Genomic DNA, 16550 nt, shown 5'->3' on the forward strand with positions numbered 1-16550 from the left:
AGTTAACGGCTTTTTGAAGCCCAAAATATTCTTTAAGTAACCCTTGTGTACGGATACATCCGGTGTAATCAATTCTATTAATGACATAATTAAATAGTAAGACTATTCGTGCCGACTTGTGTCGACCAGTTACTAAATTGCCTTTATAAGACTATCTTTTAATCTGAGTTTTGTTGATAATCATTATCATATAATAACATCAGGTCAATGAATCTCGTGTCCGCCCAGCAACGACACGCTCCTTGGCCCAGCCCAAACCCCTGTAATTTCATTCATTCCCCCCTGCCCTGTTATAATTGTCATATTTATGGACACATTAAATATGGTGTCAGTAATTCAAGCAAACAACTTGAAACTAGAGGTGATTATTCATGAAAATACGTTTCGGGTATGTTTCCATTGCCCTTGGCCTCGATAATGGCTCCCCCAACAAAACCCTTACCTACAAGGGATTTTGTCAATTACCTGACGACGAAATTAGACGACATAAGCTTCATTCCATAGTAAAGGATAACCTAGACATTACTCGAAGAATACTGCTTTATAATCAGGCCCATGATATTAAGCTATACCGCTTAACCTCTAAGCTTGTCCCATTAACAACCCATAAGGACGTATTCCACTGGGATTACATTACACCTTTTCTGCCCCTATATCAAAAAATTGGAGCCTTTATCAAGTCACATCAACTCAGGGTCAGTGCCCATCCCGATCATTTCACAGTGATCAATACTACCAATGACGAGGTTTTATATACTGCCTTAATGGATCTTGACTACCACATTAAGCTGTTTGAGGCCATGGGCCTATCCTCCCAGGAAGCTAAGCTGGTCATTCACGTGGGAGGAACCTATGGCAGTAAGCAGAAATCTATTGAACGGTTTATCGAACAGTTCCGTCGAATGGATTCCAGGTTTCAAGAACGAATCATTCTAGAAAATGACGATAAATCCTTTACTGCCAAGGAAGTACTTCATATCTGCCAATGTCTTAATATCCCTATGGTGCTTGACATTCATCATCATTTTTGCAACCATCAAGGGGAAAATTTAAAGGAATTTCTCAATGAAATATTTAATACCTGGAATAATGAGATTCATCCTCCTAAAATTCATCTTTCAAGCCCAAAATGTGAAAAACAAATTCGTGCCCACGCCGATTATATAGATGTAAACTTTTTAATGGATTTTATACAAATTGCCAGCCCTTTAAAAAGAGATTTCGACGTTATGATAGAAGCAAAACAGAAAGATCTGGCCCTTTTTCAATTAATGGCAGATCTAAAAAGCAGAAATGATATAAAAATAATTGATGGTGCTACTATTGAAGTTTAGCGAGACAAGGTTAAAGTTTACGTAATTATATTATGTAAACCTCGTCTTTGTTTAACTAAAACAAAGACACTACTTTATCCTTAAATATTTTTTATGGGGTTATTTTGGGAACATAAAACCCCCACCATACATTTGCCGCATACCTTGGGCAAGCCTATATCTGCAAAGTTATGACCGTTTTGATAACACATTTCTTTACACCTGCCGAAATGAAGGCCTTCTTCTGATATTGCTTCATTGACACAGCGCAAAATACATTGCTTACAGCTTCCATTATGATAATAGAGACAATATTCCTCAAACATTCGGGGAGTAGGCTCTAATGCCAAGGCAGTAATTAGACTTCCGAGCCTGCCGCAACAGCCTTTTTCTGTAATCAGCATATTGTGTAGACCCAGCCTTCCAAGGCCTGCCACAAAGGCTCCATGGGAGTGGGACCAGCCTTTATGTGGTTTTTCATAATTAACCGGCGAAGCCCCCGGCAAAATATATGTACGATAGCCCCATGCTTCAAGGTGATCCTTTAGATGAGAATTTAAAGCCTCTATCAGCTGATTTGTTTCGATATAGCTTATCCCCCATGCCCTGGAGGTCTCTATACTTAAAAGATTAGAGGCTATGATATCGTTATCAAGGGGGATAAAATAGCATATGACGGTTCTGGCCTCGGGTAAAAAATTAGATGGCTTTGGATGAAACAAAGGATCAAAAGCGTCTCCATAGGCAACGAGGGGCTCAAGCCACATAGTCTCAGTGGAATTTAATGCCGAATAGGTAATAACAAAATCTCTAATAAGCTTCTCTAGCATCAATTTCACATCTGCTCCCCCCTTACGCTTCTATTATTAATAGAATTCAATAAAGGAGTCAAATATCCTACCAAGACTTTAGTCATGTTTTTTAATTAAAAGTGGTGCCAACCAATTACAGTAGATAGCTATTTTAGTAAAATCGATACAATACTGTATAGAACTCCTGCAATACCCGGAATAATAAATAACAGGGAAATTATAACTACGATCATTCGTTTCCTCCACCGAAGAGATGAGGCTAGCTCCTCTGTAGCCACCTCCCCTACCTTTACAGGCGGTTCTAAGGCCATTTCATTAACCAGCCTCTGGGCCTCCTCCAGGGCACCAGAAGGAACATAAAAATCGACACCGAATTTTGAAACTGCCATGGTGATTTTCAAATAGCCCCCAATCCCCTGGTATTTTTTCAACACAGGAATTCCATGGGAATTTAAAAATGCTTCAAGCAGTTTAGTTTCTGCCTCATCACCGAAGCTCCCTAAATAAACCATATCTTCAAATTCAAAGGCAGGGCCTTCAAGCATTTCGTCAACAAGCTCCTTTTTACATTCATGACAGTAACGAAAGCCTTCCCGATATTCAGCCTTGCAAGCTGGGCACCATGGCATATTTTATCATCCTTTCTTCCTTATTAGAAAGAGCATAAATCTAGCCGATTACCATCAATATCCTTAAAAAAACACCATTTCAAGCCTCCACCGCCATCCTCCAAAGGCCCTATATCGACCCCTGATTCCATTAGTAGGGCATGGGTATGTTCAATATCCTCAACAAAGAAATTAAATAAATGATCATTATTAGGTATAATGGCCGTTCCTGGTGTCTCATAAAGGGTCAGGGCTGTTTCACCTACATCAAAGGCGGCATATCGATTCGTTAAATCCTCCCATCGAAGCTTCAAACCTAAAACATCTGTATACCATTTAACGGATTTTTCTAAATTTTGCACCCTCAAAAAAACTGTATCAATACGCTTTAGCTTAATATCCATCGTCTTCCTCCATTTGCTTTTGTCTTAATATCTTACCCAATATACATAAAACCCAACAAATTCCCTGATCATTGAGTAAATTTCCCAATACTATACCTAAATCAACCTTCTGAAGATCATCCTTCAGACCATCGGCCATAACATAGGTATTATGACTAAGGAATCAAAAAATATTAGACTTATCAGCACAACATTCCCTTTATTCCTCTTCCTTTCGGGTACATTCCATTGGCTCCTTTTTGATGTCCAAAAGCGACAATTGTCTGCTGATGTCCTTTAATACATTAAAGATATTAGTTAATATTAGAATAACAAAGCCCAGCATAGTAAAGGTAACAATTTCGCCAGTAGAAAAGGCCAGTATACCCAGTATAATCAATAAAAGCGTATATTGAATTCCATATAACCTATCACTCATATGTATAACCCCCCCTCTCCTTAGCCGTTAATAAAAACCATTTCAATATGGGGAATACCATCCTCTTGATATATTTCTGAAGCTGGCTTAAAGCCAAGCTGACCATAAAAGCCCTGAAGATGAGCCTGGGCAGAGATTCTAATGGCTGATTCCTTCATTTCAAGGGTTACAAAGTCCATTGCCCTTTTCATCAGTTTCAGCCCCAGGCCGCCCCTTCTATAATCCCGATGAACAATTACCCTTCCGATGGAGGCCTCCTGATAGGATACCCCTGGAGGTAAAATTCTGACATAGGCTGCTATTTCCCCCTGCTCTGTAGCATAGAGATGATAGGCCGTTAAGTCTTTACCATCACACTCAGGATAGGGGCAATTTTGTTCCACAACAAAAACATTAATGCGCTGCTGAATAATTTTATATAGTTCTTCCAAGGTTAATTCTTTAAAGGTCTTTATATGCCATAGCACAGTATATTTCTCCTTTTTATAGTTTTTTCTTCAAGGAACCCCTTAACCCTGTTTCACGGCCCTTTTTTATTCTTTCTATGTTGGGTAGGTGCTTATAGATACTCATGGCAGCAATGGCCGAGGCAATCCCAATGCTTCCCGTACTATAACGAAAATAGATGCTTAGGGCCACCACCATCAGTACCAGGCAGATGGTACCCAGGGCAATATAATCTGTTAATGCTGTCACCACCAGAATGGTTAAGAGCCCCAATAAAGCCATTCGATAATCAAGAATCAACAGCATGCCAATTAGGGATGCTGTACCCTTACCTCCCTTAAAGCCCATATAAAAGGGATAATTGTGACCTATTATGACAAATAGCCCATTGAGAAATAACAGAAAGGAAAGGCCTCGTAGAGATGTGATAGGATAAAACATTCCTTTGATGACCATTAATGAAGCCACAGCCTTTAGAATATCCAATAACCCTACAATTACACCAAACCTCCAGCCTAAAACAATTACGGTATTGGATGCCCCGGCATTACCATTGCCCAAAAGCCGAATGTCAATTCCCTTTAAGGCCTTCCCAAGAAGGTATGAAAATTGTAGACAGCCAAAGCCGTAGCCAATGACCATTGTAATGAATAAATAATTCAGCTCCATAGACAGCGACTCCTTTTCAAAAATTATAATAGTTTTATTATATCAAAGGACATAGGCTCTATCTAGGCAAATCATTATAAGATCATGGCGCACCTTTTAAATACCCTTTCCCTGGTAATATTCCTCCCTTAAAAGACCCATAATATGAATATCATGGTATTGACCATCTCGAAAAAGCTCCTGCCTTAACACACCTTCCCTTTGAAAGCCTAGCTTTTCGTAGCTTTTAATCGCCCTTTCATTAAAGGAAAATACAGTGAGCTTAATTTTATGCAGGTTCATCTGTTCAAAAATAAACCTGACTAATATGCCCATGGCATCGGTGCCATAGCCCTTTCCCCAATAGTTTCTATCACCAATAAAAATTCCCACCAGGGCCACACTGTTTTTCCAGTCAATGCTATTGATGCCGCAGCCCCCAATATATTTTTCCTCTGCCAGGGTTTCAATGGCAAAATGATATTGATCTTTGCTTTCAGAAATATCTGCAATCCATCTTTCCTCATCATGAAGGGTTTTCAAAGAAGGCACGCTGCTATCTAAAAGCCTTTTCACCTCGGGATCATTAATATAAGACTTAGCCCTTTGGGCATCCTCCTTTCTATATTCCCTTAGCCTTACTCTGTTTCCTGTATACATTTTAACGCCCTCCTTACTGGCCTTTAAGTTTTGACTATACATAATTTCTAATTTGTCTCCAGATTTCTATTTTTTTCTGAAGGGACTTGATGTTTTTTCCGGGTACGGGGCTAGAGGAGGGAAGCAGAAAAAAATGAATCCCTGGAAACATGTCTTGATTAAAGTGCTTAAAAAAAACCTGCTTAGCCTTTGTTCCATTAAAAAAAATTGCTTTAATGCCTCTATTCGTCAATAGCTGCTTAAAATCATTGGGTATGGCATTTTTAATATTGGAATCCAAGCTGCCTACCCTTTCACAGGAATGAATGACATCCCAAAGGGCAATTTCCTTATCTTTAATGAACTGAATACGCTTTTCATAGCTTTTCTCCAGGGGTAAATCGAAAAGAGAATAGATGATTGACCAGAAATGATTTCGACGATTTCCATAATATTGATTTAATCGCAGGGATTCAGCGCTTGGCATGGAGCCCAAAATAAGCACCCTGGCCCCTTCACCGATAATGGGAAAAAGACCTTGAATGTTTGTCATAATCATACCACCCTTCCCTCATTTATTTGAATTCACCAGAAGCCGCTCTTTGGCAAGTAAGGTCCCCCTTTGGGTTTGAAAGCTGTTGTCTATGATTTCCTTTATTTTCTCCTGCTCCTGGTATAGATCCATAGCAGCTAGGTTTTCCAGCAAATCAGCCTCCCATAATATTTGAAAATCAATACCGTCAATTTTGGCTGGGGTATGATGATGACCAATAATAAAGCAGATTCGCTCCCAGTGGCGCCGAGGACATGCTATTTTATTCAAAATTTCCCTAGCCACCCCAGGCCCCTCCTGCTCCTGAAATTTTCCTTCAAGGGAACCATATTTTCGCTGCGCTTCAACAGCACCAATATCATGGAGCACCGCCGCTAATTCAACGATCTGCCTCTGATCTTGATCAATTAATTCATCAGCCATAATTAGCCTTGCATTTTCCAGAACCTTGAGGGTGTGATCTATACCATAGGGAATCTCTTTAAAAACAGACTTCATTTCTTCGATGGCCTTTTCTACAATCATGCTTGCTTACACTCCATTCTTATTAATTAATATTTGTCCCCTTGGGAAACCTCACTTTTTTTAAAAAACCCTTATCTTTTTCAAAGAACCTTTCTAGCTTACCTTCAGTTAAAAAAACGAATATGTCTGATTTGGGTGCTAATTCGATCGTACAGCCTTCCTATAGGCCCCCTGGTATCTGGCAGCAGCTTTAGCCCCGATTGTGCGGCAATTTCTTCTATTACCTCATTAAGGGTCATATCGTCGGTTTTAATATGCTGCTTAAACCGTTCATCGGAAAGTCCTTCTATGCATCGGTCGATCTGTTTGGCGGCCCAGGAATTGCCCCCCTCCCCCCTGCTTCTCAATCTTTTCAAAAGGGTTTCCCTTGAGGCGGCAAGGGTAAAGTGATGGACTGGAATACCATTTTGTCTTAAACTCCCTACTATTTCACTAAAATATTGAGGATTAACCAGTGTCATGGGAACAATGACAACACCATCATATTGGAACTCAATATAGCTTAGCATTTTATAGTTGATTTCCCGCCACATTCTATAATTTTGAAAATCTCCTTCCTGGATTTTGGATGGAAGATTTTTGCGTAGATAAAAGCCGGCATTTTCAGGGTCAAAAACAAAAGAATTGGGTAATCTTCTATGGAGCCCATAGGCGCTTTGGGTTTTTCCTGCTCCAAAGGCTCCATTAATCCAGATGATCAAATGGATCCCTCCCAGATAGTAGAGTAGTTAATCTAAATGAGATATATCGGCCTCTAATATAAACCTCAAATCATCATTTGCCGCTTCAATAATCGATAAGCATGTATCATGCATATAAGGGGGATGCCAGAATTCCTCCAGGGGAAGCTCCTTTACAATAGTAAACACTGCCTTAATGACAACGGCATGGGCCACTACCAATACTTGGTCTCCGCCTCTGTCTACAATCTTATTCAGGCCCTTTTTAACCCGCTGAAACAGCGATTCAAAGGTCTCGCCGTTTATGGGGGTATATTGTTCCGGATGATTCCAAAAATGATCGTATTCCTCCGGGTACTTCTCCTCAATCACAGAACGCTCCATTCCTTCCCAAACACCAAAGCCCATTTCCTTCAGTTCCTCTATCACTTCAATTTCCATTGGTCGAGAGCCTCGTATATATTTGGCCGTTTCTAGGGTTCTTTCCAGGGGACTGCTATAAATGTGATCAAAGTGAACTTCATTCAGATGCTCACCAAGCCTCCTGGCATTGTTAATCCCCTTTTCTGTCAGATTAGAATTTTTCCATCCCTGCATTTTTTTAGCTTGATTCCATTCCGTTTCTCCGTGTCTTGTTAAATATATTTTCATATTCATTTCCTCCGTCATTTATTATTGCTTACATTTCTCATATATACATGCTACCAAAGATTATATAGGATGTAAATTACTGTTTGCCAAAAGATAAAGGGCCACCGGCATAAATTTTATCCAGTGACCCTTGAAGATCTAGTTTAACGAAAATCTTTCAACTCCGCCTACAAAAACCCTATTAATTTCTATCTTATCATTGAATATAATCAGGTCTGCATCCTTTCCCTTCTTAATTGAGCCTTTTTGATCGGAAAGGCCAATAAGCCTGGCGGGATTTAAGGATACCAACCGGATCACCTCATGAAGGGGAAGTTCCGTTGCCTGGGCAAAATTCCTTACTGCCTGATTTAAGGTCAATAAACTGCCGGCTAGGCTGCCGTCGGCTAGCCTGGCACTTCCCTCTCTAACGGTAACCTCCTGACCGCCTAAGTCATAGATGCCATCCTTCATACAACCGGCCCGTATGGCATCAGTTATTAAGATTAGATTTTCTTTCCCCTTAATTTGGTAAATCAGTCTGAACAGGTCAGGATGTACATGGATTTGATCGGCAATTAGCTCGCAGGTGATCTGACTATTAAAGACAGCCCCAACCACACCAGGATCTCGATGGTGTAGGGGGGTCATGGCGTTAAAAAGATGAGTGGCATGACGAATTCCCTTTTCAATAGCCTCCATCGCTTCTGTATAGGTGGCTTTACTATGACCAATCGACAGAATAATTTCTGGATTTTGGCTCATTTCCTCTAAAAACCTTCTTCCTCCCTCCACTTCGGGAGCCAGGGTGATCACCCTGATCACATCCAAGTAATCCTGTAGATAGTCTTTATTTGGTGAAATGATATGCCCTGGATTTTGGGCCCCCTTATAGGCTTTGTTAATAAAGGGGCCCTCCATATGGGCCCCCAGTACCTGGGCCCCCCTCATCTCTGTGTTCATGGCCTCCCTAATTACAGCTAAAGCCCTATGAATTAATTCCAGTTCCATGGTCATGGTGGTGGGTAAAAAGCCTGTTGTTCCATTTCTAATGATGGTTTCACTGATGGTTTGCAGGGCTTCCAGGCTACCGTCCATGGTATCGCAGCCCCCGGAACCATGCAGGTGAATATCAATAAAGCCGGGAGAGACATATTGCCCCCCCGCATCAACCACCTGCCAAGGCCCATAGCTTTTTAGCTCCTTATAATCAATCAAGTCAACAACCTTTTCATTAAACAGCAGTACTTGATTGTCAACAATTCCATCCTCCAATATAATCTTTCCATTTTTGATCGCAATCATGTTATTTCCCTCCCTACAGACCATTTTAAGACTTCAAATGAAGATTCCGTTCTCCTTAAGACCCCTATTTAATTAATGAAGCCGCTTCTTCATCAATAATGAGGCTTACATTGGAGTGGGTCTGTAAAATTGAGGCAGGTACCTGGGTATTGACATAGCCGCTGGTCATTTCCCTGATGGCCTCTGCCTTGTTTTTCCCGCTGGCCAATAGAACAATTTGCTTAGCCTTCATAATTGTGGCTATCCCCACAGAAAGGGCCTGTCTTGGAACCTGATCAGGAGTATCAAAGAATCGGCTGTTGTCTTGAATAGTCTTTTCTGAAAGATCCACCAGGTGGGTTCTGACGTTGAGCTTATCCGCCGGTTCATTAAAGCCGATATGACCATTGGCCCCAATTCCCAAAACCTGCAAATCAATTCCTCCGGCCATCCTTATTTTTTCTTCATAGGCCAAGCACTCCTGAACAACATTGGCAGCCATTCCATTGGGTATATGAATATGTTCCCTCGACACATTAATATGTCGGAACAAATTTTCAATCATGTATGCGTAATAGCTTTGCTGATTATCCTGGCCCAGGCCATAGTATTCATCCAAATTAAAGGTGGTTACCTCTGAGAAATCAAGCTCTCCCCTTTGGTACATTTCCACCAGCTCCTGATACATACCGATGGTGGTGGTGCCCGTAGCCAGGCCAAGAACACTCTTAGGATTCAAAATAATTTGACTGGCTACAATTAAGGCCGCCTTTTTACTCATCTTCTCATAGTTTTCTTCAATGTAGATTCTCATCCTCATCCCATCCTTTTCCTGTGTTTATTTTAAAATCATTATATGATTTGTTAAGTCTAATCCCCCTTGCATTACACCTTTTGTTCCAGCCGGTTAATCCGTTGATATAAATCAATCATATTTTCAATCAAACCCTTCTCTGCAATGGCTGTCATTAGGTGATCCTGGGCATGAACCATTAACATGGTCATGGTAGTACCCGGTCCCTTGGCCTCCTGTTGAATCAATTCACTTTGGGCCCGGTGAGCAATGCCAATTTCCTTCTCTGACCGTTTCAAAAGTGTTTTTGCCCTTTCAAAGTCTCCTTCTTGAGCCGCCTTTAAAGCCTCATAGGCATCTGCCCTAGCATTACCACCATGTAAAATAATTTCAAAAATGACCTCCTCATTAACCATCTCCCAATCCCCCTTTTTTTGCTTCCCCTACCCATTCTATCAAAGTGGTATCCTTATCTCAATATCATGTTTTTTCAGAAAGCTAAGGCTGCCTCCCATTAGAATGAAGCACCAGTATCAGCTGGTGCTTCCCTGGGTATGGCTATGAACCTATTTTAACAGTTTCATTCCTTTCCTCAATCAGCATTTTCTTTTCATAGGATTTAAAGAATGGATAATAGATTACCATGGTAATGATGATATTAATTAAAACCAATACCGGCGCCTTCCAATCTCCTCCTGTGGCCAAATAGGCTCCAATGGGGGCCGGCAGGGTCCAAGGAGGCTGTATATAGGGTCGAGTCACCAGATTCAGGGCCATAGCTCCATAGGTTAGTAGCCCTGTTAAGATGGGGCCTATAATAAAGGGAATGGCCAAAATGGGATTAAGCATAATCGGAGCGCCAAAAATAACTGGCTCATTAATATTACAAATACCTGGTATTAAGGATGCCCTGCCGATCTTTTTTAGATAGGCAGACCGTGAAAACAGCATTAAAAACACCAGTGATAGGGTTGCTCCCGAACCTCCAATCCATATAAACCACTGAAAAAATGGCTCAGGTGCAATATTGGGAATGGCCGCTCCATTGGCCACAGCCTGTAGGTTTTGATCAAAAAGAGTTAACCAAATGGGTCTGGCCACAGCCCCCACCACAGAAACTCCATGGATACCGGCAGACCATAAAAGGGTAATCAGAATGATCGGTATTAATATGCCCAATGGTGAATTCCCTGCCCTGACCAGGGGGGCAAAAAGGGTCATAATAAAGCTTTGAATATCAAAGCCCAGCATATGCCTTACAACCCAAATAATTGTAATAATCACTGTGGCAGGAATCAAGGCCTCAAAGGATCTGGCCACTGAATCGGGTACCCCTTGGGGCATCTTAAACATAATTTTCCGTTTCTGCAAAAACCTCAAAACCTCAACTGCAAAAATCGCCATAATAATTGCTACAAACATGCCGGCTCCCCCTGTATTGGCCATGGGAAGCATAAACCCATGGCCCTCTATATTTTCAGGAACCATGGTTAATATGAAGGCCGCAAGAGACAATACTCCCCCTGATACTCCGTCTAGCTTATAGGATTTAGCCAGGCTATAGCCAATACCATAGGAGGCATACAAAGCCATCAGGCCTACAGTCAGTCTGAAGGGAATTAGTATTTTTCCTACATGGGGGCTTACCTTTACAGCCAGGGCTGGAATAGGTGGAAAGGCAATTACCATAAAGAAGCTGCCAATAATAATCAAAGCCATGGTGGAAATGATTCCATCCCGAATGGCCCTTAGGTGTCTTTGCTCAGAAAGCTTTGTCATTGGAGGCATTAGATATTTCTCTACCACTTCAAAAAATCGATTCAATTTTTTTCCCCCTTACCTGATCAAATCTTGAATTTGACGTAACAGCATGGGCCCACCTAATGGAGTATATGCCTGGGGAATAATTAGAGTAATCGGTACCTTTGCCTCCTTTGCTGCTGCTTCAAAAACTGCCATACGATGTCTTACCTGGGGGGCGACAAGGGCTATATCCCATGGGCCTTCCTGAATTAATTCTTCAAATTCACCTGTACCCACAGCCCGAACCTGGGCCTTTATCCCTTGTTTTTCACATTCCCCTTCGATTGCTTTTACTACAATGGCGCTTGACATCCCTCCCGAGCAAACTAATAACACCTTAAGCATATTCTTCCTCCTCTACAATAGATTATCGCTTCCCTCATAGCTATCGTACCCCATGACAATTAAATTTCAGGTTTTCCCTGGTTACATTTCCATATAGCTACGTTATCCTTTCATCGGAATACATAAATCCGAAAATGTCACCAGGGAACCACTTTAGTTTTAACTGTGACGGGGTACCAGCTCTGATTTTTTCCTTTGCTTTAATAATCTATATCAAATTAGAAAAATATATGCTGACTTCCTTATAATGGATAAATCAATCTAATTTGCTGCGTATTGTTGATACAATCCAGAATGGGTAAATAATCTGGCACTACCGAACCGATTACATTCACCCGATCATCCTGAGGCAAATTTTCCCTCAGTATTTGAATTTCTCCGGAATACCGTTGATAGCCAATGTTATCCATTGTAATATGCCCCCTTAATCTGTGAATACAATTGTCGGGCTCCTGGCCCGGGCCCATGGTTGCATACTCTCTGGATTCTTGAAGCCGCATCAGCCTTCTGGGAGAGTCGGCCCGGATGGTAAAGACCTGGCCATACAGACCTTCATGTTGGCCCAGAAGGACCGCAGGGATTTCGATGATTTTACTTTTTAAATAGGCTGTAATCAGCTTTAATTGTTGCTGAGACAGGCTTACATCCCCCACAAAGACCCCCTGAACGCCATAATTGATCAAATGGTCAAGGAAGGCTACATAGGGGGGGAGCCTTCGATGACTCTCCAGGGTAGGGAGGCCCTCATAAATGGGCCCCCTTGTAAGCTCATCCCCTGGAATAAAGGCCCATACCCCAATGCTATTGGCGGTAAGCCTTTGATTCACCCTCCTAAAGAATTCCTCATCTAAACCCGTTTCTGGTCTGGGGTAAAAGTTATGCATGGCATAGATAGGCCTTTTACTTAACAGCATTTGATTAATTAGCTTCTCATCTATGGTGGAAGCATTGTAGGCAATGGGCATATGATTAGATATTTCAGCAGTCTCTGTATCAGTAAAACCGTAATCCAGCCTTAATACATCTAATTTCAAGGATTCCCCAAAGGCCAACAGGCTTTCCTCGCCAAAGAACTGTAAGGTTCTTGGCGAAACATCACCAATAATTTTAAAATCGTACTGCTTTAACCAACGGCACATCTCCCTGGCCCGTAAACAATAATCTCCCTCCATTTCCTCCTGTATGTGAAAGGAGGTAAAGACAAAGGCCCCTGAATTTTTTAAGGTATTAAGCATCGGTTTTTGCTTTTCAAAGGTGGATAAATATACCGAAACACCTAAATAATTAAGCATTGGCCACATCCGCATCCTTTATAAATAATCTGGTAATAATGAACCCTGCCAAATAGGAGATGAAAATCCCTATTACGTAATGAATCATCGTTTCAGGCTGCATTAAGGGAACCGCCACAAGACCAGAGGGCCCCCAGGCATTGGCCATTACCTTTGTGGCCATTACATAGGCTCCACCAAAGCCTGCTCCTAAGCCTGCTGTAACAAAGGGTTTTCCCAGGGGAAGGGTTACACCGTAAATCAATGGCTCACCAATCCCTAAAATTCCCGCTGGCAAAGCACCGGCAATTACTTGCCTCATTCGATCATTTTTAACCTTTTTACTGATCATATAAATGGCGATGGCTGCTCCCACCTGACCGGCTCCGGCCATGGCCAGCACAGGGAACAATGATACACCGCCCAGGGCCTCCAATTGAATAGCATAGATCGGAATTAATCCGTGATGCAGCCCCAACAGTACCATTGGCAGGAACAGTGCCGATAAAATATAGCCGGAAATAATGCTGACAATTGTATTATCTGAACCAATAATAACGCTTAAACCGCTAACCAACCAGTCAGAGATTAACCCGGAAGCTGGCATGATAATAAATACAAAGGCAACAGCTGTAATTAACAGTGTCAAAATGGGTGTCAGGATTAAATCTAATACATCAGGTACTCTTTTTCTAACGGCCTTCTCGATCTTTGACAGTAGATAAACACCAATGATGACACCAATAATTCCTCCCTTACCGGTGGTCAAAATTGAGTTTAACGGTACCTCTGCATCATATAGACCAAAGAGCTGTGATATTTCAACAATGGGTGCGGCAATTGACATGGCCCCCACCATACCTCCCAGGGCCTCTGTGGCACCGAAGCGTTTGGCGGCATTAACCCCTGTAAAGATGGCAAAATAACCTAAAAATCCTGTTCCAATGAGGGAGAACAGCAGTCTGATGGCTTCCCATAATTGACCGCCCAGGTTACCCTCCAGTATCAGTGTTCCGATCAAGCTGGCCAAACCATTGAATATCCCTGCTGCAATGATGGCAGGAATCATTGGAATAAATATACCAGAAATGGTTTCCAAGGCCCGCTTTAGATTGCTTTGCTTTTGGCCCTTTTTAATATTCTCCTTATTGCTCTTCCAGTCCTCGGTTACGGCTGAATTTGGGGCAATTCCCAGCTCATCCACCAGTATATCAGCCATTTTTTTAGCCTTACCGGGTCCGACAACTACCTGAAGGGTTTCGGCCTCCACTACACCCATTACACCTTCTGTTTCCTTCAGCTCCTTCATCTGAACCCTGGCCATATCTTTAATTTGCAGCCGTAGCCTTGTCATACAATTGGTTGCAGATTTGATGTTTCCCTTACCGCCAACCAGTTCAACAATTTTTCTAGCTAATTCTTGATTACTAGCCATTTTTAAGCACCTCTTTCTCTTATAAATTTAAAAATGATATATATGAGTTCTTCAAAATGGAGGCTTAAGCCTTCCATCCTGTTGACTTGCTAGGTGTAACATTTGACTTTAACGGCCTTCAACGGTTTTACGTATATGCCCCCCTGCTGCATCTAGCCTTTCCCGGGCGCCTTTAAGATCACAGCCTAATAAAATCATAGTAATGGCCAGCTTAACACTGCCTTCAGCTTCTGTCAGCCTATTTTTAGCAGTATCATAATCCACCCCGGTGGCACTCATAACAATGTTAAGGGCCCTTGATTCCAGCTTTAGATTGGTTTGCTGTACATCCACCATTAAATTTTTATAAACCTTACCAATTCCCACCATGGAAATGGTAGAGATCATATTTAAAACCATTTTTTGGGCCGTGCCTGCCTTTAGTCGGGTCGAACCGGTTAATATTTCAGGCCCTACGACAATTTCAATGGCAATGTCAGCAACCTTTCCCACCTCAGAGGGTCTGTTACAGGCGATGGCTGCTGTGGCCGCCCCCACTTCCTTGGCATATTTCAGTGCACCCACCACATAGGGGGTTCGTCCGCTGGCGGCAATACCAATCACCACATCCCGCTGATTGAGGTTGATCCTTTTTAAATCCTCAATTCCCATAGCAATACTATCTTCAGCCCCCTCAACGGCCTTTATGAAAGCCTCTTCTCCACCGGCAATCAGGCCCAATACCATATCAGGCGGTGTGCCAAAGGTAGGAGGACACTCTGCCGCATCCAGCACACCAAGCCTGCCACTGGTGCCAGCCCCTACGTAAATCAGCCTTCCTCCCTGCTTCAGGGCCTCAACAGTAACCCTAACGGTTCTTTCAATGGGCTCGATCACCTCTGAAATGGCCGAAGCCACCTTAGCATCCTCCTCATTCATCAGCTTTAAGGCCTCTAAATAGGACATGCTGTCTAAATTAATACTTTTTATATTCTGTTGCTCTGTTGACATATTTTCTAAATTAATCACCTTTAGTCTCCTTTCTAATGTGGGTCTTAACCAGCAGCTCCAAGGATTCGTCATACTGTCGGTTGGTGTAGGCAGTATATAAAATATCAATTATATTTAACTGTGACATTCTTGAAGACATGGCTCCGCTTCGAAACAAAGCCTCATTGGCCGCTACATAGAGATTATAATCGCAAAGGGCCTTGATGGGATTGGCAGCATATCGTGTAATGGAAATGGTGTTGGCCCCTGATTCCTTCATGGCCTTGGCACATTCAATCATTTCATGGGTTTGCCCTGAGTAGGAAATGACAATTCCAACATCCCTGGGTGTCATGTTTTTAGCCGTTAAAAGCTGTGAATGCCAGTCATCGCTAACATAACTCTTTTTTTTAACCCTCAGAAATTTTAGCTGGGCATCCCTTGCCACCAGTAGAGAAGAACCGATGCCAAATAAACATAGGTTTTCACTTTCATCAATTAGCCTCAAGCATTCATTCAGCACCTCAAAATCTATTAAATTTCTAGTATCCTCTAAGGAAAGAATATTCATGTTGGTTACCTTGTCGACAATATCACGAATGCTGTCGGCCTTGTTGATGACCCCTTTCACCTTGGCCTGATGATTTTTTCTTGCTGCCAGTTCGTAAATCAGTGCCTTTGTGAAGTCCTTGTAGCCATCAAATCCATTTTTCTTGCACATCCTAATAATGGAGGAGGCGGAGGAAAACGTTTTTTCAGCAAGGCTGTGAATTGTCATCCTGGCGGTTTCCTCTGGATGACTTAGTATGAATTTAATAATTCCCTTTTCGGTGTCACTGGCCTGATTAAAATACTCCTTCAATCTTATCGTGGCTATTTTCATCAATGAACCCCTTTTCTACTTTAATTTTATCATCATGAAATTTAGTGTCAATGAATTAGATGATTTGTGAAACATTATACCACATTTTGA

22 protein-coding genes are annotated in these 16550 nt (G+C 41.9%); 1 reads left to right on the forward strand and 21 read right to left on the reverse strand.

What is annotated here, in order from left to right; translation table 11 throughout:
* Positions 1-371 precede the first annotated feature (371 nt).
* Complete coding sequence (gene uvsE, locus ACYQ1I_RS16350; RefSeq protein WP_459767223.1) at positions 372-1334, forward strand: UV DNA damage repair endonuclease UvsE; 963 nt, start codon at positions 372-374, stop codon at positions 1332-1334.
* Between the two features lie 80 nt (positions 1335-1414).
* On the opposite strand, the gene ACYQ1I_RS16355 is transcribed toward uvsE, so the two are convergent.
* The 21 genes from ACYQ1I_RS16355 to ACYQ1I_RS16455 all read right to left on the reverse strand — a co-directional run bounded on the left by ACYQ1I_RS16355 (position 1415) and on the right by ACYQ1I_RS16455 (position 16460).
* Positions 1415-2152, reverse strand: a complete 738-nt coding sequence (locus ACYQ1I_RS16355; protein WP_459767225.1) for a 4Fe-4S binding protein — start codon at positions 2150-2152, stop codon at positions 1415-1417.
* A gap of 119 nt (positions 2153-2271) precedes the next feature.
* Entirely contained in the window at positions 2272-2754 is a 483-nt protein-coding gene (locus ACYQ1I_RS16360) for a hypothetical protein (protein WP_459767227.1), read from the reverse strand.
* Positions 2755-2777: 23 nt separating this feature from the next.
* Positions 2778-3137, reverse strand: coding sequence for a VOC family protein (locus ACYQ1I_RS16365; RefSeq protein WP_459767229.1), 360 nt, complete (start codon positions 3135-3137; stop codon positions 2778-2780).
* Positions 3127-3276 carry a hypothetical protein gene (locus tag ACYQ1I_RS16370; protein WP_459767231.1) on the reverse strand — a complete coding sequence of 50 codons (150 nt, stop codon included), beginning with the start codon at positions 3274-3276 and terminating at the stop codon, positions 3127-3129. The genes ACYQ1I_RS16365 and ACYQ1I_RS16370 overlap by 11 nt, the downstream gene beginning before the upstream one ends.
* Positions 3277-3336: 60 nt before the next feature.
* On the reverse strand, positions 3337-3555 hold the full coding sequence (locus tag ACYQ1I_RS16375) for a hypothetical protein (RefSeq protein ID WP_459767233.1): 219 nt from the start codon (positions 3553-3555) through the stop codon (positions 3337-3339).
* Between the two features lie 20 nt (positions 3556-3575).
* Positions 3576-4022, reverse strand: coding sequence for a GNAT family N-acetyltransferase (locus ACYQ1I_RS16380; RefSeq protein ID WP_459767235.1), 447 nt, complete (start codon positions 4020-4022; stop codon positions 3576-3578).
* 16 nt (positions 4023-4038) lie between these two features.
* On the reverse strand, positions 4039-4671 hold the full coding sequence (locus tag ACYQ1I_RS16385; RefSeq protein ID WP_459767236.1) for a glycerol-3-phosphate acyltransferase: 633 nt from the start codon (positions 4669-4671) through the stop codon (positions 4039-4041).
* Between the two features lie 96 nt (positions 4672-4767).
* Positions 4768-5310 (reverse strand): GNAT family N-acetyltransferase, encoded by a 543-nt coding sequence (locus ACYQ1I_RS16390; RefSeq protein WP_459767238.1) that lies wholly within the window; start codon positions 5308-5310, stop codon positions 4768-4770.
* Between the two features lie 34 nt (positions 5311-5344).
* Positions 5345-5842, reverse strand: a complete 498-nt coding sequence (locus ACYQ1I_RS16395; protein WP_459767240.1) for a DNA-deoxyinosine glycosylase — start codon at positions 5840-5842, stop codon at positions 5345-5347.
* Between the two features lie 18 nt (positions 5843-5860).
* Positions 5861-6367, reverse strand: a complete 507-nt coding sequence (locus tag ACYQ1I_RS16400) for an HD domain-containing protein (protein ID WP_459767242.1) — start codon at positions 6365-6367, stop codon at positions 5861-5863.
* A gap of 104 nt (positions 6368-6471) precedes the next feature.
* Positions 6472-7068: an AAA family ATPase gene (locus ACYQ1I_RS16405; RefSeq protein ID WP_459767244.1), complete on the reverse strand. Its 597-nt coding sequence runs from the start codon at positions 7066-7068 to the stop codon at positions 6472-6474.
* 27 nt (positions 7069-7095) lie between these two features.
* A complete protein-coding gene (locus tag ACYQ1I_RS16410) occupies positions 7096-7698 on the reverse strand; it encodes a histidine phosphatase family protein (protein WP_459767246.1) in 603 nt (200 codons plus the stop codon).
* A 138-nt stretch (positions 7699-7836) separates the two neighbouring features.
* Entirely contained in the window at positions 7837-8982 is a 1146-nt protein-coding gene (gene nagA, locus ACYQ1I_RS16415; RefSeq protein WP_459767248.1) for an N-acetylglucosamine-6-phosphate deacetylase, read from the reverse strand.
* A gap of 64 nt (positions 8983-9046) precedes the next feature.
* On the reverse strand, positions 9047-9775 hold the full coding sequence (gene nagB, locus ACYQ1I_RS16420; protein WP_459767249.1) for a glucosamine-6-phosphate deaminase: 729 nt from the start codon (positions 9773-9775) through the stop codon (positions 9047-9049).
* A 71-nt stretch (positions 9776-9846) separates the two neighbouring features.
* Entirely contained in the window at positions 9847-10170 is a 324-nt protein-coding gene (locus tag ACYQ1I_RS16425) for a PTS lactose/cellobiose transporter subunit IIA (protein ID WP_459767250.1), read from the reverse strand.
* 142 nt (positions 10171-10312) lie between these two features.
* Entirely contained in the window at positions 10313-11578 is a 1266-nt protein-coding gene (locus tag ACYQ1I_RS16430) for a PTS sugar transporter subunit IIC (protein ID WP_459767252.1), read from the reverse strand.
* Between the two features lie 12 nt (positions 11579-11590).
* Positions 11591-11902 carry a PTS sugar transporter subunit IIB gene (locus ACYQ1I_RS16435; RefSeq protein ID WP_459767254.1) on the reverse strand — a complete coding sequence of 104 codons (312 nt, stop codon included), beginning with the start codon at positions 11900-11902 and terminating at the stop codon, positions 11591-11593.
* A gap of 242 nt (positions 11903-12144) precedes the next feature.
* On the reverse strand, positions 12145-13194 hold the full coding sequence (locus tag ACYQ1I_RS16440; RefSeq protein WP_459767256.1) for a MupG family TIM beta-alpha barrel fold protein: 1050 nt from the start codon (positions 13192-13194) through the stop codon (positions 12145-12147).
* The gene (locus ACYQ1I_RS16445; protein WP_459767258.1) at positions 13187-14608 is read right to left on the reverse strand and encodes a PTS transporter subunit EIIC; all 1422 of its coding nucleotides are present in this window, start codon (positions 14606-14608) and stop codon (positions 13187-13189) included. Before ACYQ1I_RS16445 ends, ACYQ1I_RS16440 begins: the two co-directional genes overlap by 8 nt.
* Before the next feature lie 108 nt (positions 14609-14716).
* Complete coding sequence (gene murQ / locus ACYQ1I_RS16450; protein WP_459767260.1) at positions 14717-15616, reverse strand: N-acetylmuramic acid 6-phosphate etherase; 900 nt, start codon at positions 15614-15616, stop codon at positions 14717-14719.
* On the reverse strand, positions 15609-16460 hold the full coding sequence (locus tag ACYQ1I_RS16455; protein ID WP_459767262.1) for a MurR/RpiR family transcriptional regulator: 852 nt from the start codon (positions 16458-16460) through the stop codon (positions 15609-15611). Before ACYQ1I_RS16455 ends, murQ begins: the two co-directional genes overlap by 8 nt.
* Between the last annotated feature and the right edge of the window lie 90 nt (positions 16461-16550).

Source organism: Alkaliphilus crotonatoxidans (genome assembly GCF_054658015.1).